The sequence below is a fragment of the Pseudomonas putida genome, assembly GCF_028682475.1.
GTDB classification, from domain to species: Bacteria; Pseudomonadota; Gammaproteobacteria; order Pseudomonadales; family Pseudomonadaceae; genus Aquipseudomonas; species Aquipseudomonas putida_AG.
This window is the reverse complement of the sequence record NZ_JANHLE010000022.1, coordinates 24,387-46,177: the sequence shown is the minus strand read 5'-3', so window position 1 is coordinate 46,177 and position 21,791 is coordinate 24,387. Positions and strand designations below refer to the sequence as shown.

Below are 21,791 nucleotides of genomic sequence, written 5' to 3'. Positions count from 1 at the left end.
CATGGCGATCAACGCTGTTGCGGATTGACCGGCATTTCGTAAGGAGCGTCGAGTTTGCGCTCCCAAAGGCTTTGCGCATAACCGGTAGTGACCACACCCAAACCGAACAGAAACACCAGAATCCAGAGCAAGTCCGGTTTGCGATTCATTGATTGCCCCCCTCAGGCAAACTGATCACGTTGTCAGCAACGGTTTTTAGTGGTTGCAGCAGCGTCAAGCTTAAAAGTGGCGCATTCTCCGACAACCTGAGACGACACGCAAACCTTGACGCCAACCGACTGTCGGTTTCATGCATCAGGTTATTTCAAATTTTTACCAGGAGCAGCGCCATGGCCTATTGGCTGATGAAATCCGAGCCCGACGAACTTTCGATCAAGGATCTGGCACGCTTGCAGGAAGCGCGCTGGGACGGCGTTCGCAACTATCAGGCGCGCAATTTCCTGCGCAGCATGGCGGTCGGTGATCAATTTTTCTTCTACCACTCCAGCTGCCCTGAGCCAGGCATTGCCGGTATCGCCCGGATCAGTGCCGCCGCCTACCCCGACCCGACCGCCCTGGATCCGCAAAGCCATTACTTCGACGCCAAGGCCAACGTCGAGAAGAACCCCTGGAGCGCTGTCGACGTTGCCCATGTGGAAACCTTCGGCAAGGTGCTGGGCCTGGGTTACCTCAAACAGCAGACCGCGCTTGCCGAATTGCCTCTGGTACAGAAAGGCAGTCGCCTCTCGGTGATGCCGGTGACCCCCGAACAATGGGCCGCGGTACTCGCGCTGCGTTAAACCGGGTAGGATGCTATCAATTTGACCAACATCAAAGCACCAGGATCGGTGCCGCGTCACACTCTGACGTGAACGCAGCAGGATGCAGACTGATGAGCCAACATACCCCGAAATTTTTCGCCGGCGCCTTGATCGCCCTGCTTCTGGCCGCAGGCGGCCTGGGTTACTGGAAATCCCTGCACGATCGTCTGCCCGATGGCCTGAGCATGGGTAACGGCCGGCTCGAAGCCACTGAAGTGCAGATCGCCAGCAAGATCCCCGGACGCCTGGCCGAAGTGCTGGTCGACGAAGGCGACAAGGTACGCCAGGGCCAGCTACTGGCGCGCATCGACACCCGTACCCTCGAAGCGCAACGCAACCAGGCGGAAGCCGAAGTGCTGCGGGCCGAGGAAAACTACGCCGCCGCCCAGGCCAACGTGCAACTGCGCCAGAGCGAACTGCTGCTGGCCAGTCAGGAACTCAAGCGGGTGCGGGAAATCTTCCAGCGCAAATACGCCAGCCAGCAGTTGCTCGACCAGCAGCAGGCACGCTACGACACCGCCAGTTCCGCGGTGGTCGCCGCGCGCGCACAACTGGCCGCAATCAAGGCCGCGATCGGCGCCGCCCAGGCCCAGGTCGCGCAACTCACCAGCGAGATCGACGACAGCAGCCTGCGCGCGCCCATCGACGGCGTTATCCAGCTGCGCCTGGCCGAACCTGGCGAAGTACTCGGCGCCGGTGGCCGGGTGTTGTTGCTGATTGATCCAAACGATCAGTACATGAACCTCTACCTGCCGGCTTCGACTACCGGTCGCCTGACCGTCGGCGATCAGGCCCGGGTGGTGCTCGACGCCCTGCCGGAAAAGGCCCTGGCGGCAAAAATTGCCTTTGTTGCCGCCAAGGCCCAGTTCACCCCGAAGCAGGTGGAAACCCGCGACGAACGCCAGAAGCTGGTGTTCCGGGTCAAGCTGCGCCTGACCGCCCCGAGTGCCGTACCGCAGGCCAAGCCCGGCATGCCCGGTGCCGGTTATGTGCGCACCGCTGAAGTGGACTGGCCGGCGAACCTGCAATGAACGCACTGGCGCTGCAAGCCGAGGGCATCAGCCACCGCTACGGCAAGCTGGACGCCCTGCAGGACATCACCTTCAACCTGCCAGCCGGCACCCGCTGCGGCCTGATCGGCCCGGACGGTGCCGGCAAGTCCAGCCTGCTCGGGCTGATTGCCGGGGTGAAAAAACTGCAAAGCGGTGAGCTGTCGGTACTCGGCGGCTCGATCCGCAAGCGCCGTCATCGCAACAGCCTGTACCCGCGCATCGCTTTCATGCCGCAGGGTCTGGGCAACAACCTCTACCCGGAACTGTCGATCCGCGAAAACATCCGCTTCTTCGCCACCCTGTTCGGCCTCAGTGCCGCCGAGTGCGAGCAGCGTATGCATAACTTGCTGCTGGCCACCGACCTCGCCCGTTTTGCCGAACGGCCGGCGGGCAAGCTGTCCGGCGGCATGAAGCAAAAGCTCGGGTTGTGCTGCGCGTTGATCCACGAGCCGGACCTGTTGATCCTCGATGAGCCGACCACCGGCGTCGATCCGCTGTCACGCCGGCGCTTCTGGGAGCTGGTCGAACAGGTGCGCCAGGAGCGGCCGCAACTGACCCTGCTGGTGGCCACCGCCTACATGGAAGAGGCCGAGCAGTTCGAACATTGCCTGATGCTCGATCGCGGCCGATTGATTGCCGCGGGGCTCAGCCACGAACTGGCCGGTGCTACCGCCAGCGGCAAGCTGGATGATGCCTTCACCCACTATCAAGGCGACAGCGCACATGACGCGCAACCGCTGCAGATTCCACCGCGCCCTGACGGCGACACGAAGATTGCCATCGAAGCCCATGAGCTGACCCTGCGCTTCGGTGATTTCACTGCGGTGAACAAGGTCAGTTTTGCCATCGGTCGTGGCGAGATTTTCGGCTTTCTCGGCTCCAACGGCTGCGGCAAGACCACCACCATGAAGGTGCTTACCGGCCTGATGCCGGCCAGTGAAGGCAGCGCCATGCTGTTGGGCCGTCCGGTGGACGCCAAGGACCTGGCCACGCGCAAGCGGGTCGGTTTCATGTCCCAGAGCTTCTCGCTGTATGGCGAGCTCAGTGTGCGGCAGAACCTCGACCTGCACGCGCGGCTGTTCGACCTGCCGAAAGCCGAAAGCGCGCCGCGCATCGTCGAGCTGATCGAGCGCTTCGACCTCGGCGCTATCGCCGACCAGCAATCCGGCGCCCTGCCCTTGGGCCTGCGCCAGCGCCTGTCGTTGGCGGTCGCCGTACTGCATCGCCCGGAAGTACTGATCCTCGACGAGCCCACCTCCGGGGTCGACCCGGCTGCCCGCGATGATTTCTGGCGCTTGCTGATCGAGCTGTCGCGCGATCAGGGGGTGACCATCTTCCTGTCCACCCACTTCATGAACGAAGCGCTGCGCTGCGACCGCATTTCCCTGATGCACGCCGGCAAGGTACTGGCCTGCGACACCCCGGCTGCGCTGCAACAACAATTCGCCGGTGAGACCCTGGAGGACGCTTTCGTCACCTGCCTGGAACAGGCCCAGGAACCGAGCGAAACGCCTGTGGCGACAGCCCAGCTGGATGCACCTGCCTCGGCAACGCCAATAGTCATGTCACAAGGTTTCAGCATTAGACGCCTGTTCGCCGTGGCCACCCGCGAAGGCAAAGAACTGCTGCGCGACAAGGTACGCCTGGCATTCGCCCTGCTCGGTGCCTTGTTCATGATGGTGATTTTCGGCTACGGCATCTCGCTGGACGTGGAGAACCTGGCGTTCGCCGTGTACGACCAGGACCAGAGCCCGCAAAGCCGCGCCTACCTCGAAGCCTTCCGCGGCTCGCGCTACTTCGCCGAGCAAGCACCGATTCGCGACTCGAAACAGTTGCACCAACGCCTGCAGCGCTCGGAAATCAAACTGGCCCTGGAGATCCCACCCGGATTCGGTCGCGACCTGCATGCCGGACGCCAGCCGGTGGTGGCGGCCTGGCTCGACGGTGGCATGCCGTTTCGCGCCGAGACCAGCCGCAACTACGTCGAAGCCGTGCATCAGGCCAACCTCGAACAACTGGCGGCCCTGAGCAGCAGGGCGCACCCCGGACAATCCCCGGTGCGCCTGGAAACCCGCTTTCGCTACAACCAGGACGTGGTCAGCGTAAATGCCATCGGCCCCGGGGTGATGGCGCTGATCCTGGCTTTCATTCCGGCCATGCTCACGGCACTCGGGATTGTCCGCGAGAAAGAGCTGGGTTCGATCACCAACTTCTATGCCACACCGCTGACCCGCCTGGAATTCCTCCTCGGCAAACAGGCGCCGTACCTGGCAATCAGTCTGATCAACCTGGCGCTGCTGGTGGCAATGAACCGCTGGCTGTTCGGCGTACCCTTCAAAGGCAGCGCCCTGGCGCTCGCTTGTGGCGGTCTGTTGTACCTGTTGGCAACCACCAGCCTGGGCCTGCTGATCTCGGCTTTCACCCGCACCCAGATCGCCGCGATCCTCGGCACCATGATCATCACCAGCCTGCCGACCATCCAGTTCTCCGGGTTGATCGTGCCGCGCTCCTCGCTCGATGGCTCGGCGGCGCTGATGGGCCAGCTGTTCCCGGCCGGCTACTTTCTCGATATCGCCGTCGGCACGTTCACCAAGGCCCTGAGCCTGCGTGAGCTGTGGCCACAGTGCCTGGCGTTGCTGGGCTTCTTCCTCGGCTTCACCGGCCTGAGCCTGGCCATGCTGAAAAAGCAGGAGGTCTGATGCATCGTCTGGCACACACCCTGCGCCTGGGCCTCAAAGAGCTGACCAGCCTGCGCCACGACAGCGTACTGCTGCTGTTCCTGCTGTATGCCTTCAGCGTGGCGATCTACATGCCGGCAGCGGGATCGATCATCGGCGTGCACAACGCCAGCGTGGCGGTGATCGACGAAGACCACAGCCTGCTGTCGCGCAAGCTCGCCGAGGCCCTGCAGCCACCCGAATTCCAGACCGCTGTGCCGCTGGCCTACGACCAGCTCGACCAGGCCATGGACAGTGGCCTGTACACCTTCGTCATCAACGTACCGGTCAACTTCCAGACAGACCTGCTCGCCGGGCGCTCGCCAGAGCTGCAGGTCAATGTCGATGCCACAGCCATGAGCCAGGCGTTCATGGGCGCTGGCTACATCGGGCGGATCTTCGAACGCGAATTGCTGGACTACGCCAACCAGGGTTCGGCGGCCAGCAGCAGCCCGGCGCTGATCAGCCCCAGGGCGCTGTTCAACCCGAACCTGGAAGGCGGCTGGTTTCTGGCGGTGATCCAGATCGTCAACAACATCACCATCCTGGCGATTGTCCTCACGGGCACCGCACTGCTGCGCGAACGCGAACACGGCACCCTAGATCACCTGCTGGTGCTGCCGCTGACGGCGCTGGAAATCATGCTGGCGAAGATCGGCAGCAATGCCCTGGTGGTGGTGCTGTGCACCTGGGTGTCGCTGGAAGTGGTGGTCAAAGGGGCATTGGGCGTGCCGCTGGCAGGTTCGCTGGGCCTGTTCCTGGCAGTGACCGCGCTGTATCTTTTTGCCAGTACCGCGCTGGGGATCTTCCTCGCCACCCTGGCGCGCTCGACCCCGCAATTCGGCTTGCTGGCGATTCCGGTGATCATCCCCATGCTCTTGCTGTCCGGCGGCAGTACGCCGCTGGACAGCATGCCGCAGTGGCTGCAGTGGGTCATGCAGCTTTCGCCCTCGACCCACTTCGTCAGCCTCAGCGCCGCGATCCTGTTCCGTGACGCCGGGCTGGCGGTGGTGTGGCCCGACCTGCTGGCCCTGGCCGCCATCGGCCTGGCATTTTTCGCCGTGGCCCTGGGACGCTTTCGCCGCAGCCTGACGTCCTGAGGGCCGGGTGGGTTACTGCACGATCAGGTTGTTGAACAGCAGGTCATCCACCAGCGGTTTGCCTTCTTCGTTCTCCAACACCTGCTGGACCTGCTTCAGGGCTTCCTGACGCAGCTTTTCCTTGGCCTCGACATTGCTCATGCTTTCCAGGTTCTGCTGAGTGAAGAGCGCCACCAGTTGATTGCGGATCAATGGCTCATGATGCTTCACCGCCGTCGCGGCAGCATCGCTGTTGACCCGCAGGGCGACGTCGGCTTTGTACACACGCAGCTTCGGGCCGCCATCCAGGGCGTAGTTGCCCACAAACGGTGGGCTCAGGGAGATGTAGGAGACCTTCGGTTCCCCTTCCTTGGCTTCTTCGGCCATGGCCGCCATCGGCAGCATCAGCGCCAGTACCATCAAGATCCACGCTTTCACGAATTCGCTCCTCAAACAGTTGGCGCCAGCATACCCAGCGCACCGGTCAAACCCAAGCCCGGGCTTATGCCGGCCTATCAGGACGGGCCATGCTCGTTGACCCGACACCTGACCCACCTACACTTATCGGCCACTACGCGCAAAGGAATAGTCCCGATGAAAGCAGTGTTGTGCAAAACCCTGGGCCCGGCTCAGGGTCTGGTCCTGGAAGAGGTCGCAAGCCCGATACCGAAGAAGAACGAAATTCTCCTCGACGTGCATGCGGCCGGGGTCAACTTTCCCGACACCCTGATCATCGAAGGCAAGTATCAGTTCCAGCCGCCGCTGCCCTTCTCTCCCGGCGGTGAAGCAGCAGGGGTGATCAGCGCGGTGGGCGAAAAAGTCACGGATCTCAAGGTCGGCGACCGGGTCATGGCCCTGACCGGCTGGGGCAGCTTTGCCGAGCAGGTGGCCGTGCCGGGCTATAACGTGCTGCCGATCCCTGAGCAGATGGACTTCACCCACGCCGCCGCCTTTGGCATGACCTACGGCACCTCGATGCATGCCCTGCAGCAACGCGGTCAGCTCAAGGCCGGCGAGACCCTGCTGGTGCTCGGCGCCTCGGGCGGGGTCGGGCTGGCAGCGGTGGAAATCGGCAAAGCCATGGGCGCGCGGGTCATCGCCGCAGCCAGCAGCGCCGAGAAGCTCGCCGTGGCCAAGGCCGCCGGTGCTGATGAGCTGATCAACTACAGCGAGCACAGCCTCAAGGACGAGATCAAACGCCTGACCGCTGGCAACGGCGTCGATGTGATCTACGACCCGGTCGGCGGCGACCTGTTCGACCAGGCAGTGCGCGGCATTGCCTGGAACGGCCGGCTGCTGGTGGTGGGCTTTGCCAGCGGACGCATCCCGCAGCTACCGGTGAACCTGGCGCTGCTCAAGGGCGCGGCAGTGCTTGGCGTGTTCTGGGGCGCCTTCGCTCAACGCCAACCCGCGGACAACGCGGCGAACTTCAAGCAGCTGTTTGCCTGGTACGCCGAGGGCAAGCTCAAGCCACTGGTGTCGCAAACCTTCCCGCTGGCCGAGGCCGGCGCGGCCATCGACCTGCTCGGTCAGCGTAAAGCGCTGGGCAAGCTGGTGGTGACTCTTCGCTGAGCCGGTGGGAGCGAGCTTGCCCCGCGATGGCGCACTGCCAGTCACATCACATCGCGGGTCAAGCCCGCTCCCACCGAATGCAGTGCCGCCCGGAACCTGGCCTCCAGATTACGGTCCGGCATGGCGTGGCTACGCAGGGCATGGAGGGTCTGCTCGACGTAGTCACGGGTACTGCCATAACGCCCCTTGGCGTTGGCGAAAATCTGACTGAGCAGATCGTCGGGCAAATTGCCGGCATAACACGGCAAATGCCGCTCCAGCACAAAACCCAAGGCCTGCACCTTGCTGCCATCGTCCAGGCGGCAGGCCAGCCAGTGCGGCCGGTAAGCCGGATAAGGCATTTCGCGTTGCCACAGGGCCAGCAGCGAGTCTTCCAGGCATTCGTCTGGCAGGCGGTAGGCAAAGCCGCTGCACGAGCCGCCACGGTCAAGGCCGAAGACCAGCCCAGGGCACTCCGGCGTCCCCCGGTGCTCATGCGACCACAGGTACAGCCCGCGATGGTAGCCATGCACCCTGGCACGCCGACGCTCGGCGGCGTTGCACTCCGGACGCCAGATCAGCGAGCCGTAGGCAAACAGCCAGACCGGGCCACCCTGGTGGCGTGACATGGTGTGTTGAACCGAATGTTGAAGTTGCTCGCGAGACAGTTGTTGTCCGAAATCGAGCAACGGAGGATAAGCCACAGGCAAAGATGAAGTTTCAATCGCCGACATAGCTGCCGCCAGAATTCCTCGTGAACTACTGAAGTGAGTCACTGTAAACGAATACGTCATCCGTGTACTTACCGTACGGCAGATGGTGTATTTAACACAAGCCTCACCTCACCCCGGAAGCGCCCTGCAGCAAGGCTTTGAGCGAACAGCCGGGTGTTATTCCAAGTGTAGCGAAAGTTATTTACGCTGCCGGCAATAATAATTGCCTTATGCCCGGCACAAACAACGGCAGTTATTAAACCGGCACGCTATTGCAGCGTGCCTTATTCCGTCATTCAACCGCGAGGGGCATAAGCGAAGACATCAGCGCGCATCTGGTGAGCGTCCATTCCGGCTTCGACCAGTGCATCAAGGGTGGCATAGATCATATTGGGCGAACCGCTGGCATAGACGTGCACACCTGCCAGATCGTTCAGATCCTCGCAGACCGCTTCATGTAGCATCCCGCAGCGCCCTTCCCAGCCACACAGGTCACTGACCACTTTGTGCAGGAACAGGTTCGGCAACTGCTCCCATTCGGCCCAATGCTCGATCTGATAGAAGTCTTCCGGCAGGCGCACACCCCAGTACAGATGAACCGGGTGCTTGAAGCCCTGGGCCCGGCAATGCTCGATCAGGCTGTGCATTTGCGCCATGCCGGTGCCTGCGGCAATCAGCACCAGCGGGCCATCGGGCAGCTCGGCCAGGTGCGCATCGCCAAACGGCATCTCGAGTCGCGCCATACCGTTGCGTTGCAACTGGGCGATCAATGCCACCGCACTGTTCTCGCGGGCCAGTACATGCAGCTCAAGGTCGCGCCCGCTGTGGGGTGCCGAGGCCAGGGAGAAGGCCGCCTTGTCGCCCGCTTCGCGTTCGATCATCAGGTACTGCCCAGCGTGGTAACGCGGCAGCTTGCCCGCTGGCGCGCGCAGGCGCACCCGCCAGACGTCGCCACCGACCTCGACGCACTCGCTCAACTGACAGGCCAGTGTCCGTACTGGCAACTCGCCTAACGCGAGCACACCATCCCATAACAAGACACAGTCCTCCAGCGGTTCGGCGATGCAGGTGAACAGCTCGCCATGGTCACGCTCCTGCCCGTCCTGACGCACCCGTCCTTCCACCAGCAACGCCGCGCAGACGTGGCAGTTGCCATTGCGGCAGCTCTGCGGGCAGTCGTAACCAAGACGTCGCGCCCCATCCAGAATCCGTTCGCCGGGGTTGAGCGCCAACACCGCCCCGGACGGCTGCAAGGTTACCTGCATTTAGTCTATTCCCAACTGGTTCCACAGCTCATCGATCCGCCGGGTGACAGCTTCATCCTTGACGATGACCCGTCCCCATTCACGGCTGGTTTCTCCCGGCCACTTGTTCGTCGCGTCCAGGCCCATCTTCGAGCCCAGGCCGGAAATCGGCGAAGCGAAGTCCAGGTAGTCGATCGGGGTGTTGTCGATCATCACCGTATCGCGCTTGGGGTCCATGCGCGTGGTAATCGCCCAGATCACATCGTTCCAGTCCCGGGCATTGATGTCGTCGTCGGTGACAATAACGAACTTGGTGTACATGAACTGTCGCAAAAACGACCAGACCCCGAGCATGACGCGCTTGGCGTGCCCCGGATACTGCTTCTTCATGGTCACCACCGCCATGCGGTAGGAGCAGCCTTCCGGTGGCAGATAGAAGTCGGTGATTTCCGGGAACTGCTTCTGCAGGATCGGCACGAAAACTTCGTTGAGCGCCACACCGAGGATCGCCGGCTCATCAGGCGGACGGCCGGTGTAGGTGCTGTGGTAGATCGGATTCTTGCGGTGGGTGATGCGCTCGACGGTGAACACCGGGAAGCTGTCGACTTCGTTGTAGTAGCCAGTGTGGTCGCCGTACGGGCCTTCCGGGGCCATTTCGCCCGGATGAATCACACCCTCGAGGATGATCTCGGCGGTGGCCGGCACCTGCAGGTCATTGCCACGGCACTTGACCAGCTCGGTACGGTTGCCGCGCAACAGGCCGGCGAAGGCGTACTCGGACAGGGTGTCGGGCACCGGGGTTACCGCGCCAAGGATGGTCGCCGGGTCCGCGCCGAGGGCCACGGAGACCGGAAACGGCTGGCCCGGGTGCTTCTCGCACCACTCGCGATAGTCCAGGGCGCCGCCGCGGTGGCTGAGCCAGCGCATGATCACCTTGTTGCGGCCGATCACCTGCTGGCGGTAGATCCCCAGGTTCTGACGCTCTTTGTTCGGCCCGCGGGTCACGGTCAGGCCCCAGGTGATCAGCGGCGCGACGTCGCCCGGCCAGCAATGCTGCACCGGCAACATGCCCAGATCGACGTCGTCGCCTTCGATGACCACTTCGTGGCAAGCCGCATCCTTGACCACTTTCGGCGCCATCGACACGACCTTCTTGAAGATCGGCAGCTTCGACCAGGCATCCTTGAGGCCCTTGGGCGGCTCAGGCTCCTTGAGGAAGGCCAGCAGCTTGCCGATTTCGCGCAGCTCGCTGACCGACTCGGCGCCCATGCCCATGGCCACCCGCTCCGGGGTGCCAAACAGGTTGCCGAGCACCGGAATGTCGAAGCCCGTGGGCTTTTCGAACAGAAGCGCCGGGCCTTTGGCGCGCAGGGTGCGGTCGCAGACTTCGGTCATTTCCAGGACTGGAGAGATCGGAACCTGGATGCGCTTGAGTTCGCCGCGCTGTTCCAGGCCACGGATAAAGTCGCGCAAATCGCGATACTGCATGCAAAAGCCTCGTATTCGCCGTACCGGTCGGGGTGCAAAGTGTATCGCCTAACCCGGCCGGCCTGAATAGCCAAAGTACAGATAGCAAAAAGCCGGGTTGCCCCGGCTTTTGCGCAACGCACTCGTTTACTTGCGCTTCATCGACAAGAAGAACTCGTCGTTGGTCTTGGTCTGCTTGAGCTTGTCGACCAGGAACTCGATGGCCGCTACTTCATCCATCGGGTGCAGCAGCTTGCGCAGGATCCACATGCGCTGCAGCTCGTCGTCGGCGGTCAGCAGCTCTTCGCGACGGGTACCCGAACGGTTGATGTTGATGGCCGGGAACACACGCTTCTCGGCGATCTTGCGGTCCAGCGGCAGTTCCATGTTGCCGGTGCCCTTGAACTCTTCGTAGATCACTTCGTCCATCTTCGAACCGGTTTCAACCAGTGCGGTGGCGATGATGGTCAGCGAGCCGCCTTCTTCGATGTTACGCGCAGCACCGAAGAAACGCTTTGGCTTCTCCAGGGCGTGAGCATCGACACCACCGGTCAGAACCTTGCCGGAGCTCGGGATCACGGTGTTGTAGGCACGTGCCAGACGGGTGATCGAGTCGAGCAGGATGACCACGTCTTTCTTGTGCTCAACCAGGCGCTTGGCCTTCTCGATGACCATTTCGGCAACCTGCACGTGGCGGGTTGGTGGCTCGTCGAAGGTCGAGGCAACCACTTCGCCGCGCACGGTGCGCTGCATTTCGGTCACTTCTTCCGGGCGCTCGTCGATCAGCAGAACGATCAGGTGGCACTCGGGGTTGTTACGGGTAATGTTCGCCGCGATGTTCTGCAGCATGATGGTCTTGCCCGCTTTTGGCGGTGCAACGATCAAACCACGCTGGCCTTTACCGATCGGGGCGCAGAGGTCGATCACCCGGCCGGTGAGGTCTTCGGTGGAACCGTTACCGGCTTCCATCTTCAGGCGCTCGTTAGGGAACAGCGGCGTCAGGTTTTCGAACAGAATCTTGTTCTTCGCGTTTTCCGGCCGGTCGAAGTTGATGGTGTCGACTTTCAGCAGGGCGAAGTAACGCTCGCCTTCTTTTGGCGGGCGGATCTTGCCGACGATGGTGTCGCCGGTGCGCAGGTTGAAACGGCGGATCTGGCTTGGCGAGACATAGATGTCGTCCGGGCCGGCCAGGTAGGAAGCATCCGCCGAGCGCAAGAAGCCGAAGCCGTCCTGGAGAATCTCCAGCACGCCGTCACCGGAGATTTCCTCGCCGCTTTTCGCATGCTTTTTCAACAGGGAGAAAATCACATCTTGCTTGCGCGAACGGGCCATATTTTCTATGCCCATCTGTTCGGCCATTTCGAGCAGATCGGTAATCGGCTTTTGCTTGAGTTCAGTCAGGTTCATAAGGGGAGTGACGTAATCATGTAAGAAGGGGAAATTAAGCTTCTGGCTTAATGAAGCCGCGCCGCAGAGAAGGCGACAGGATCGCGTACTGATTCGAATTAGGGATGCGTCGGCGACGGCGTGCAGAGGGCACCGAAGAAACAGTGCGAGGCCGAATGTAACACCTGCTTTTTCTGCCGTCTAGTCACCCGACAAAGAAAAGCCCCGGCGAATGCGGGGCTTTTTTCACTCAGATATTGGCGTCCAGGAAGGCTGCCAGCTGAGACTTGGACAGTGCGCCGACCTTGGTGGCCTCGACGTTGCCGTTCTTGAACAGCATCAGCGTCGGGATGCCACGCACGCCGTGCTTGGCCGGGGTTTCCTGGTTGTCGTCGATATTCAGCTTGGCGACGGTCAGTTTGCCCTGGTAGGTAGCGGCGATGTCGTCCAGAACCGGAGCGATCATTTTGCAAGGGCCGCACCATTCAGCCCAGTAGTCGACCAGCACCGGGCCTTCAGCCTTCAGGACTTCGGCTTCGAAGGTGGCGTCAGTGACGTGTTTGATAAGATCGCTGCTCATGGAAGTCTCCAAGGTCGTAAGCAAAAAAACGTGGCCCATCATAGCCGCACCGGCGACTTACAGGAAGTCACGGACGATTGAGTGTAACTATAGTTGTGCATGACCGCGCATATCGGTGCGCTCACAGGAAAGTCATATTTCCTCCATCAACCTGCCCCACATCAAGCCTTGATACGCTGCGCGTTGGCGTCAGCCGTGGATCGTGGCAGGATTGCCGGGTTATCGACCGAGAAACCATGACCATGCCGCAAACCCCAGCCAAGAATCTGTCCTTGATCGCTGCCATTGACCTGGGCTCCAACAGTTTCCATATGGTTGTGGCCAAGGCCCACCATACCGAGATCCGCATTCTTGAGCGGCTCGGGGAGAAGGTTCAGCTGGCCGCCGGCATCAACGAAGAGCGCCAGCTCAACGAAGAGTCGATGCAACGCGGCCTCGATTGCCTCAAGCGCTTCGCCCAGCTGATCAGCGGCATGCCCGATGGCGCCGTGCGCATTGTCGGCACCAACGCCCTGCGCGAGGCGCGCAACCGCGGCGAGTTCATCCGCCGCGCCGAAGAAATTCTCGGCCACCCGGTCGAAGTCATTTCCGGTCGTGAGGAAGCTCGCCTGATCTACCTCGGCGTTTCCCACACCCTGGCCGATACCCCCGGCAAACGCCTGGTCGCCGATATCGGCGGCGGCAGTACCGAATTCATCATTGGCCAGCGCTTCGAGCCGTTGCTGCGCGAGAGCCTGCAAATGGGCTGCGTCAGCTACACCCAGCGCTACTTCCGCGACGGCAAGATCACCCCGGCGCGCTACGCCCAGGCCTATACCGCGGCGCGCCTGGAACTGATGAGCATCGAAAACGCCCTGCACCGCCTGACCTGGGACGAAGCCATCGGCTCCTCCGGGACCATCCGCGCCATCGGCCTGGCGCTCAAGTCAGGCGGCATGGGCAGCGGCGAGGTCAACGCCGAGGGCCTGGCCTGGCTCAAGCGCAAGCTGTTCAAGCTGGGCGAAACCGACAAGATTGATTTCGACGGCGTCAAACCGGACCGCCGGGCGATCTTCCCGGCGGGCCTGGCGATCATGGAAGCGATTTTCGATGCGCTGGAACTGCAGCGCATGGACCACTGCGACGGTGCCCTGCGCGAAGGCGTGCTGTACGACCTGCTCGGCCGCCATCACCATGAAGACGTGCGTGAACGTACCCTGACCTCGCTGATGGAGCGTTACCACGTCGATCAGGGCCAGGCGGCCCGGGTCGAGCGCAAAGCCCTGCACGCCTTCGACCAGGTGGCCAAGGCCTGGGACCTGGAAGACGGTATCTGGCGTGAACTGCTCGGCTGGGCGGCCAAGGTGCATGAAGTGGGCCTGGATATCGCCCACTATCACTACCACAAGCACGGCGCCTACCTGATCGAGCACTCCGACCTGGCCGGCTTCTCCCGCGAAGACCAGCAGATGCTCGCCCTGCTGGTGCGCGGCCACCGCCGAAACATTCCCAAGGACAAGTTCGCCGAATTCGGCGACGAAGGCGTCAAACTGATTCGTCTGTGCGTGCTGCTGCGCTTTGCGATCCTGTTCCACCACATCCGCGGCACCCAGCAGATGCCGACAGTGACCCTGCACGCCAACGGCGATAGCCTGGATGTCGAGTTCCCGGCCGGCTGGCTGGAAGAGAATCAGCTGACCCAGGCCGACTTCGGCCTGGAGGCCGAGTGGCTGACCCGGGTCGGCTTCGTCCTCAGCGTACGCTGAGGACCGGGTTGCTCAGGCGCTCGAGCAGAGCGGCCTGGGCACTGCGCGGGTTCTGGTTGCCGGTCGGCGTGCTGCGCACGTAGCGGCCGTCCGGTTGCAGGATCCAGGCGTGGGTGTTGTCGGTCAGGTACCCTTCCAGCTCCTTCTTCACCCGCAGGATCAGCTTCTTGCCCTCGACCGGGAAGCAGGTCTCGACCCGCTTGTCGAGGTTGCGCTCCATCCAGTCGGCACTGGACAGGAACATCTGCTCCTCGCCGCCGTTGAGGAAGTAGAACACCCGCGTGTGCTCGAGGAAGCGGCCAATGATCGAACGCACCTGAATGTTGTGCGAGACCCCGGCAATCCCCGGACGCAGACAGCACATGCCGCGCACCACCAGATCGATACGCACGCCTGACTGACTGGCCTTGTACAAGGCGCGGATGATCTTCGGATCGGTCAGCGAGTTGAACTTGGCGATGATGTGCGCCGGCTTGCCCTCCAGGGCAAACTGGGTTTCCCGCGCGATCATGTCGAGCATGCCCTTCTTCAGGGTAAACGGTGCGTGCAGCAGCTTCTTCATGCGCAGGGTCTTGCCCATGCCGATCAACTGACTGAACAGCTTGCCGACGTCTTCACACAGGGCGTCGTCGGAGGTCAGCAGGCTGTAGTCGGTGTACAGACGCGCGTTACCGGCGTGGTAGTTGCCGGTACCCAGGTGTGCGTAGCGCACAATCTCGCCGGCCTCGCGACGCAGGATCAGCATCATCTTGGCGTGGGTCTTGAAACCGACCACACCATAGATCACCACCGCACCGGCGGCTTGCAGACGGCTGGCCAGCTGCAGGTTGGACTCTTCGTCAAAACGCGCACGCAATTCGATCACCGCAGTGACCTCCTTGCCGTTACGCGCCGCATCGACCAGTGCGTCGACGATCTCCGAGTTGGCACCGCTGCGGTACAGGGTCTGGCGCACGGCCAGGACATGCGGGTCCTTGGCGGCCTGGCGCAGCAGATCGACCACCGGCGTGAACGACTCGAAGGGGTGCATGAGCAGGATGTCCTGCTTGCCAACCACACTGAAAATATTCTCGGCGTTCTGCAACAGCTTGGGGATCGCTGGTGTGAACGGCGTGTATTGCAACTCAGGGTGACTGTCCAGGCTGGTGATGCTGAACAGCCGGGTCAGGTTGACCGGGCCATTGACCTGGTACAGCTCGCTTTCACTCAGGCTGAACTGCTTGAGCAGGTAGTCCGAGAGGTGTTTGGGGCAGGTGTCGGCGACTTCCAGGCGCACGGCATCGCCATAACGGCGCGAGAACAGCTCGCCACGCAGGGCCCGGGCCAGGTCTTCGACGTCTTCGGAGTCCAGCGCCAGGTCGGCGTTACGGGTCAGACGGAACTGGTAGCAACCCTTGACCTTCATGCCCTGGAACAGATCATCGGCGTGGGCGTGGATCATCGACGAGAGGAACACGTAGTTGTCGCCAGGACCACAGACATCCTCCGGCACCTTGATCACCCGCGGCAACAGGCGTGGCGCCGGAATGATCGCCAGACCGGAGTCGCGGCCGAAGGCATCGACGCCTTCCAGCTCGACGATAAAGTTAAGGCTCTTGTTCACCAGCAACGGGAACGGGTGCGTCGGATCGAGGCCGATCGGAGTAATGATCGGCGCGATCTCGTCGCGGAAGAAGCGCCGCACCCAGGTCTTGAGCTTGGTGTTCCAGTGACGGCGGCGGATAAAGCGGATCTGGTGTTTTTCCAGCTCCGGCAGCAGCACATCGTTGAGGATCGCGTACTGGCGATGAACCTCGCTGTGTACCACTTCACTGATCCGCGCCAGTGCCTGGTGCGGCTGCAGGCCGTCAGCGCCGGCCTGTTCACGGGCAAAGGTGATCTGCTTCTTCAGGCCCGCCACACGAATTTCGAAGAACTCATCCAGGTTGCTGGAAAAGATCAGCAGGAACTTCAGCCGCTCCAGCAGCGGGTAGCTCTCATCCAGTGCCTGTTCCAGCACACGGATATTGAACTGCAGCTGGGACAACTCGCGGTGAATGTAGAGACTGCTGTCATCCAGACCGGGAATAGCGATAGCCGGTGCCGCCACCACCGGGGCGGGCGCAGGCGCAGGCGCCTCGACCTCGGCCACAGGCTCTGGCACTGCAGCAGGCTCCGGCGGCGTTTCGAGCATCTGCTCCGGCACGGGCTGGGCTTGCTTCATCTCGATATCACTGAGTACTTCGTTATTCATCTGGCGTTCCTGAAGGGCGTTACTGCCCTCTCATCAATTGAGCAGCGCGAACAGCGAAATAGGTCAGGATGCCATCAGCTCCTGCCCGTTTGAAGGCCGTGAGGGATTCCAGGATCACTCCTTCACTGAGCCAGCCGTTCTGGATCGCGGCCATGTGCATGGCGTATTCGCCACTGACTTGATAGACAAAGGTCGGGACCTTGAATTCATCCTTGACCCGATAAAGGATATCCAGATACGGCATACCTGGCTTGACCATGACCATGTCGGCGCCTTCGGCCAGGTCCGCAGCCACTTCATGCAGGGCTTCGTGGCTGTTGGCCGGGTCCATCTGGTAGGAGGCCTTGTTGGCCTTTCCCAGGTTCAGGGCCGAGCCGACCGCATCGCGGAACGGGCCATAGTAGGCGCTGGCGTACTTGGCCGAATAAGCCATGATACGCACGTTGACGTGACCTGCCAGCTCCAGGGCTTCGCGGATGGCCTGGATGCGGCCGTCCATCATGTCCGAAGGGGCTACCACCTGGGCACCGGCTTCAGCATGGGACAGGGCCTGACGTACCAGGGCATCGACGGTAATGTCGTTCTGTACGTAGCCTTCTTCGTCGAGAATACCGTCCTGACCATGGGTGGTGAACGGGTCCAGGGCAACGTCGGTGATCACCCCCAGCTCCGGGAAGCGCTCACGCAGGGCGCGGGTGGCACGCTGGGCGATACCGTCCGGGTTCCAGGCTTCGGCACCGTCGAGGGATTTTTTCTCGGTCGGTGTCACCGGGAACAGGGCCAGGGCTGGAATCCCCAGCTTCACCCACTCTTGCGCCGCTTCCAGCAACAGGTCGATGCTCAGACGCTCGACACCCGGCATCGAGGCAACTTCCTCACGGCGGTTTTCGCCATCGAGGACAAACACCGGGTAGATCAGGTCATCGACGGTCAGCACGTTTTCGCGTACCAGACGACGGGAGAAATCGTCACGACGGTTGCGACGCAGACGGGTGGCAGGAAACAAACGGTTAGCGGGGGTAAAGCTCACGGCAGACTCCTGAGCCCGCGCAGGCGGGCGAGCGCGACAGTTATAAGCGGCCATTATGACGCTTGAATGACAGCCTGGGACAACCCTGCGACTTGAGGACGCAGTCATTGTCCTTGGAGGAAATGTTAACGTCGAGACACATTTGGATACTTTCCCCAACGGCCACGAAGGGTTAGGCTGCGCGTTCATTTCGCCAGCACCCAGAAAATGCTCCAACAATTCCTGCAGGATTTTGGTTACTTTGCCCTTTTTCTCGGCACATTTTTCGAAGGTGAGACCATCCTGGTTCTCGCCGGCTTCCTTGCGTTCCGCGGATACATGGATATCAACCTGGTGTGCCTGGTGGCCTTCTTCGGCAGCTATGCCGGTGACCAGCTGTGGTACTTCATGGGGCGCAAGCACGGGCGCAAACTGCTGGCGCGCAAACCGCGCTGGCAGCTGATGGGCGACCGGGCGCTGGAGCACATCCGCCGCCATCCGGATATCTGGGTTTTGAGTTTCCGCTTCGTCTACGGCCTGCGCACGGTCATGCCCGTGGCCATCGGCCTGTCCGGCTACCCACCGCGCCGCTACCTGCTGCTCAACGGCATCGGCGCGGCGGTCTGGGCCCTGGCCCTGGGTGCCGCGGCCTATCACTTCGGTGCCATTCTCGAAGGCCTGCTGGGCAACGTGAAAAAGTACGAGCTATGGGTGCTCGGCGGCCTGCTGGCCTTCGGCGGCCTGCTGTGGCTGCGCCGGCGCTTCAAGGCCGCACGTGTTGCCCGCAAGGAAGCGGCGGCCATCGAGGCCGAACAGCGCGCAGCCGACCAGGACAGTGACCGGCCATAACTCCGCGCCACGGCAGGCACGCCCAGAACCTCTTCCTGAAAAGCGCATCCAACGACCAAGGACACTGAGAGAGTGGACGTGGTGATTGGACATCTGCCAATTTAGAGGCCATTCAGCGCCTCGACACGGGAGTAATGGGCATGACCTCAAAAAAAGTTGCAGTAATTCTTTCCGGCTGTGGTGTCTATGACGGCGCCGAAATCCACGAGAGCGTGATCACCCTGTTGCGCCTCGACCAGCGTGGCGCCCAGGTGCAGTGCTTTGCGCCGAACATTGCGCAGATGCATGTAATCGATCACCTGACCGGCGAAGAAATGCCCGAATCGCGCAACGTCCTGGTGGAGTCGGCGCGTATCGCCCGCGGCAATATCAAGGATCTGCGTGAAGCCGATGCCAAGGACTTTGACGCCCTGATCGTGCCGGGTGGCTTTGGCGCGGCGAAAAACCTCTCCAACTTTGCCGTTGAAGGCCCGGGCTGCAGCGTCCACCCGGACGTGCTGAGCCTGGCAGAAGCCTTCGCCGAAGCCGGCAAACCGGTCGGCCTGATCTGCATCTCCCCTGCCCTGGCGGCGAAGATCTACGGCCCTGGCGTGGTTTGCACCATCGGCAACGATGCCGGCACCAGTTCAGCGATCGTCAAGATGGGCGCCACCCACGAAGAGTGCGATGTCCATGACATCGTCGAAGATACCCAGCGCAAGCTGGTCAGCACTCCGGCCTACATGCTCGCGCAGTCGATCAGCGAAGCGGCTGGCGGTATCTACAAGCTGGTTGACCGGGTGCTGGAACTGACTCACGAGAACGATTGAATCGGCCACCAGAAGCAGTGAACACCCCTTCTGTGGGAGCTGGCTTTGCCAGCGATGGGTCCACACTGGCCTCATCGCCGGCAAGGCCGGCTCCCACAATGGTTTCAATCAGCCCGGAAACTCGCGCGCCAGCCGCGTGAGGATGCGGTCCAGGGAGTTGGCGAAGGCCTGCTTCTCGCGATCACCATAGGGCGCCTGCCCACCACCGACCTGCCCCTGTTCACGCAGGTCGGTGAACAGGTTACGCACCGCCAGGCGTTCGCCCATGTTGCGTTCGTCAAACTCTCGTCCACGCGGATCAAGGCAGGCCACGCCTTTCTTGACCAGCCTGTCGGCCAACGGCACATCGCTGCAGATCACCAGCTCACCCGGCAGCGCATGCTCGACCAGATAATCGTCGGCAGCATCCGGCCCGCTGGGCACGACGATCAACCTGACGCAGGTGAACGCCGGTTTGATCTGGCTCTGCCCGGCCACCAGCACCACCTCCAGCTGGCGTTTCAGGGCAAATTTGACGACCTGATCCTTGGCTGCCTTGGGGCAGGCATCGGCATCGATCCAGATACGCATGACAACAGCTTCCAACGAATACGGGCGGACAGTATCCCTGCTCGCCCGCCCGGCTTCAATTCAGCCCGCTGATACCCGGCGTTTCTCGGCCAGACGGCTGCGTCCGTAGAGAATCGCAATGGCCAGCAAGGCCACCACTTGCGCCGCCAGCGAGTAGGCATCGGCGTGGATGCCCAGCCAGTCGAAGTCAAAGAAGGCCACCGGACGGGTACCGAACACCCCGGCCTCCTGCAGGGCCTTGACCCCGTGACCGGCAAACACCACCGACAATGCACACAACAATGCCGCGTTGATGCTGAAGAACAGCGCCAGCGGCAGCTTCGCCGAACCGCGCAGGATCACCCAGGCCAGCCCCACCAGCAGCACCAGCGCCGTAGCGCCACCGGCCAGTACCGCCTGATGCCCGCCAGGCCCGGCCTGCAACCACAGCGTTTCGTAGAACAGAATCACTTCGAACAGCTCGCGGTAAACCGAGAAGAACGCCAGCAAGGCAAAGCCGAAGCGCCCGCCACCGCTGACCAGGCTGCTCTTGATGTAATTCTGCCAGGCCGCCGCGTGCCGGCGATCGTGCATCCACACGCCCAGCCACAGCACCATGACACTGGCGAACAGCGCCGTGCAGCCTTCCAGCAGTTCGCGCTGCGCGCCGCCGACATCGATGACATACGCCGCCAGGGCCCAGGTACCGAAACCGGCCAGCAACGCCAGGCCCCAGCCAATGTTAACGCTACGCACCGCCGACTGCTGGCCGGTGTTGCGCAGGAAGGCGAGAATGGCCGCCAGCACCAGAATGGCTTCCAGGCCTTCGCGCAGCAGGATCAGCAGGCCGGAAATGTAGCTCAGTGACCAGCTCAGGCCATCACCACCGAGCAAATCGGCGGCTTCCTTGAGTTTCGCCTTGGCAGCTTGCAGACGCTGGCTGACCTGCTCAAGCGGCAAGCCATCCTGCAGCGACTGGCGGTAGGCCATAAGCGACTTTTCTGTGTCTTTGCGCACGTTGGTATCGACGTTGTCGAGGGAGCTTTCGACCAGCTCGAAGCCTTCCAGGTAGGCCGCTACCGACAGGTCATAGGCCTGCTCGTGGTCACCGCTCTGGTAGGCCGCCAGGCTCTTGTCCAGGGTGTTGGCGGTGTAGTCCAGCAATTGCGCCGGGCCACGCTGCACCTGCGGCGGTTGGGCGCGCTGTGCACGGAAAACCGCCGCCGCTTCCAGTCCTTGCGCCGCTTCAACTTCCAGCGGCGTCTGACGTGCCAGATCCGCGAGGTTATAGGTCGTTTCGCCCTTGGCCTGGGCCGGATCTGCGGTGAAGCTGGCGACATAGGTGGCCAGGTCCCAGCGCTGACGTTCGTCGAGCTGATCGGCAAAGGACGGCATGTCGGTGCCTTCGATGCCCTGCCCCAAGGTGTTGTAGAGGTCGTACAGGCTCAGCCGGGCCAGGCGCTCGCTGCTGCGCAGGTTGGCCGGCGGTGGCTCCAGGCCTACCCCCGCCGGGCCGTCACCGGCACCGCTATCGCCATGGCAGACCGAGCAGTGCTGGGCATACAGCGGTGCCCCGCGAGAAGGGTCCGGGGTGATGACAGGGGCCTGGCTGACTTCATAGGCGACTGCCAGCTGCGCACCGAGCTGGCGGGCCTGACGCGCGACGCTGGCACCGTCCTGGCGCTGATTGATCGCCTCACGCAGGCTGACCACGCCCTGCTCCAGCGCTTGCTGCTCGGCACGGGCGGGCAAGCCACCGATCAGGCCTTGCAGCACATCCGTGAACTCCAGCTGCTCGCGGTATTCGCCGTCGTCCACCACCTTGCCCGCCTCGACCGTCGCCGGGTAGTCGGCACCGATGTAGTCGAGCAGGTGCAAGGCCTTGGCGGCGTTTTCGACTGTGTCGGCCAGCAGCACAGAACTACTCAGTGCCAGCACTGGCCAGAGCAACCAGGCGAGCAAGCGGGAACGGGGAATCATGAGCCAATCTCAAATAACAATGCGAGGT

Annotated in this window: 19 protein-coding genes; 8 read left to right on the top strand and 11 right to left on the bottom strand. The window is 62.3% G+C overall.

What is annotated here, in order from left to right:
• Positions 1-8: 8 nt before the first annotated feature.
• The gene (locus tag NPS47_RS18125) at positions 9-149 is read right to left on the bottom strand and encodes a hypothetical protein (protein ID WP_165392175.1); all 141 of its coding nucleotides are present in this window, start codon (positions 147-149) and stop codon (positions 9-11) included.
• A 180-nt stretch (positions 150-329) separates the two neighbouring features.
• On the opposite strand from NPS47_RS18125, the gene NPS47_RS18120 reads away from it, so the two are divergent.
• From NPS47_RS18120 to NPS47_RS18105, 4 genes are all read left to right on the top strand, one after another.
• The gene (locus tag NPS47_RS18120; protein WP_274296184.1) at positions 330-779 is read left to right on the top strand and encodes an EVE domain-containing protein; all 450 of its coding nucleotides are present in this window, start codon (positions 330-332) and stop codon (positions 777-779) included.
• A 92-nt stretch (positions 780-871) separates the two neighbouring features.
• Positions 872-1,831: an HlyD family secretion protein gene (locus NPS47_RS18115; protein WP_274296183.1), complete on the top strand. Its 960-nt coding sequence runs from the start codon at positions 872-874 to the stop codon at positions 1,829-1,831.
• Positions 1,828-4,551 carry a ribosome-associated ATPase/putative transporter RbbA gene (gene rbbA, locus NPS47_RS18110; protein ID WP_274296182.1) on the top strand — a complete coding sequence of 908 codons (2,724 nt, stop codon included), beginning with the start codon at positions 1,828-1,830 and terminating at the stop codon, positions 4,549-4,551. Before NPS47_RS18115 ends, rbbA begins: the two co-directional genes overlap by 4 nt.
• On the top strand, positions 4,551-5,669 hold the full coding sequence (locus tag NPS47_RS18105) for an ABC transporter permease (RefSeq protein WP_274296181.1): 1,119 nt from the start codon (positions 4,551-4,553) through the stop codon (positions 5,667-5,669). The genes rbbA and NPS47_RS18105 overlap by 1 nt, the downstream gene beginning before the upstream one ends.
• 12 nt (positions 5,670-5,681) lie before the next feature.
• On the opposite strand, the gene NPS47_RS18100 is transcribed toward NPS47_RS18105, so the two are convergent.
• Entirely contained in the window at positions 5,682-6,086 is a 405-nt protein-coding gene (locus tag NPS47_RS18100; protein WP_045181529.1) for a flagellar basal body-associated protein FliL, read from the bottom strand.
• A gap of 156 nt (positions 6,087-6,242) precedes the next feature.
• On the opposite strand from NPS47_RS18100, the gene NPS47_RS18095 reads away from it, so the two are divergent.
• Complete coding sequence (locus tag NPS47_RS18095) at positions 6,243-7,220, top strand: NADPH:quinone oxidoreductase family protein (RefSeq protein ID WP_274296180.1); 978 nt, start codon at positions 6,243-6,245, stop codon at positions 7,218-7,220.
• A 41-nt stretch (positions 7,221-7,261) separates the two neighbouring features.
• Here the strand turns inward: NPS47_RS18095 and NPS47_RS18090 are convergent, their stop codons facing one another.
• The 5 genes from NPS47_RS18090 to trxA form a co-directional block, all read right to left on the bottom strand.
• Positions 7,262-7,933: a gamma-glutamylcyclotransferase gene (locus NPS47_RS18090; RefSeq protein ID WP_274296179.1), complete on the bottom strand. Its 672-nt coding sequence runs from the start codon at positions 7,931-7,933 to the stop codon at positions 7,262-7,264.
• A 275-nt stretch (positions 7,934-8,208) separates the two neighbouring features.
• A complete protein-coding gene (locus tag NPS47_RS18085) occupies positions 8,209-9,177 on the bottom strand; it encodes a CDP-6-deoxy-delta-3,4-glucoseen reductase (RefSeq protein ID WP_274296178.1) in 969 nt (322 codons plus the stop codon).
• A complete protein-coding gene (gene ubiD / locus NPS47_RS18080; protein ID WP_038615731.1) occupies positions 9,178-10,644 on the bottom strand; it encodes a 4-hydroxy-3-polyprenylbenzoate decarboxylase in 1,467 nt (488 codons plus the stop codon). It abuts the gene before it with no gap.
• Positions 10,645-10,770: 126 nt separating this feature from the next.
• A complete protein-coding gene (rho, locus tag NPS47_RS18075; RefSeq protein ID WP_010221159.1) occupies positions 10,771-12,030 on the bottom strand; it encodes a transcription termination factor Rho in 1,260 nt (419 codons plus the stop codon).
• Between the two features lie 229 nt (positions 12,031-12,259).
• Complete coding sequence (gene trxA, locus NPS47_RS18070; protein WP_045201042.1) at positions 12,260-12,589, bottom strand: thioredoxin TrxA; 330 nt, start codon at positions 12,587-12,589, stop codon at positions 12,260-12,262.
• Between the two features lie 242 nt (positions 12,590-12,831).
• On the opposite strand from trxA, the gene ppx reads away from it, so the two are divergent.
• Entirely contained in the window at positions 12,832-14,334 is a 1,503-nt protein-coding gene (gene ppx, locus NPS47_RS18065) for an exopolyphosphatase (RefSeq protein WP_274296221.1), read from the top strand.
• Here the strand turns inward: ppx and ppk1 are convergent.
• Both ppk1 and hemB read right to left on the bottom strand, forming a co-directional pair.
• Complete coding sequence (gene ppk1, locus NPS47_RS18060; RefSeq protein ID WP_425313527.1) at positions 14,321-16,507, bottom strand: polyphosphate kinase 1; 2,187 nt, start codon at positions 16,505-16,507, stop codon at positions 14,321-14,323. The two genes, ppx and ppk1, sit on opposite strands and share 14 nt — an antisense overlap.
• A gap of 79 nt (positions 16,508-16,586) precedes the next feature.
• The gene (hemB, locus tag NPS47_RS18055) at positions 16,587-17,597 is read right to left on the bottom strand and encodes a porphobilinogen synthase (RefSeq protein WP_274296176.1); all 1,011 of its coding nucleotides are present in this window, start codon (positions 17,595-17,597) and stop codon (positions 16,587-16,589) included.
• A gap of 207 nt (positions 17,598-17,804) precedes the next feature.
• Here hemB and NPS47_RS18050 point away from each other — a divergent pair, with 207 nt between their 5' ends.
• Together NPS47_RS18050 and elbB are read left to right on the top strand one after the other, a co-directional pair.
• Positions 17,805-18,425, top strand: coding sequence for a DedA family protein (locus tag NPS47_RS18050; RefSeq protein ID WP_274296175.1), 621 nt, complete (start codon positions 17,805-17,807; stop codon positions 18,423-18,425).
• A 134-nt stretch (positions 18,426-18,559) separates the two neighbouring features.
• A complete protein-coding gene (elbB, locus tag NPS47_RS18045) occupies positions 18,560-19,234 on the top strand; it encodes an isoprenoid biosynthesis glyoxalase ElbB (RefSeq protein ID WP_274296174.1) in 675 nt (224 codons plus the stop codon).
• A 108-nt stretch (positions 19,235-19,342) separates the two neighbouring features.
• Here elbB and NPS47_RS18040 read toward each other — a convergent pair whose 3' ends face one another.
• Positions 19,343-19,804: a YaiI/YqxD family protein gene (locus NPS47_RS18040; RefSeq protein ID WP_274296173.1), complete on the bottom strand. Its 462-nt coding sequence runs from the start codon at positions 19,802-19,804 to the stop codon at positions 19,343-19,345.
• Positions 19,805-19,864: 60 nt separating this feature from the next.
• Positions 19,865-21,763 carry a cytochrome c/FTR1 family iron permease gene (locus tag NPS47_RS18035; protein ID WP_274296172.1) on the bottom strand — a complete coding sequence of 633 codons (1,899 nt, stop codon included), beginning with the start codon at positions 21,761-21,763 and terminating at the stop codon, positions 19,865-19,867.
• Between the last annotated feature and the right edge of the window lie 28 nt (positions 21,764-21,791).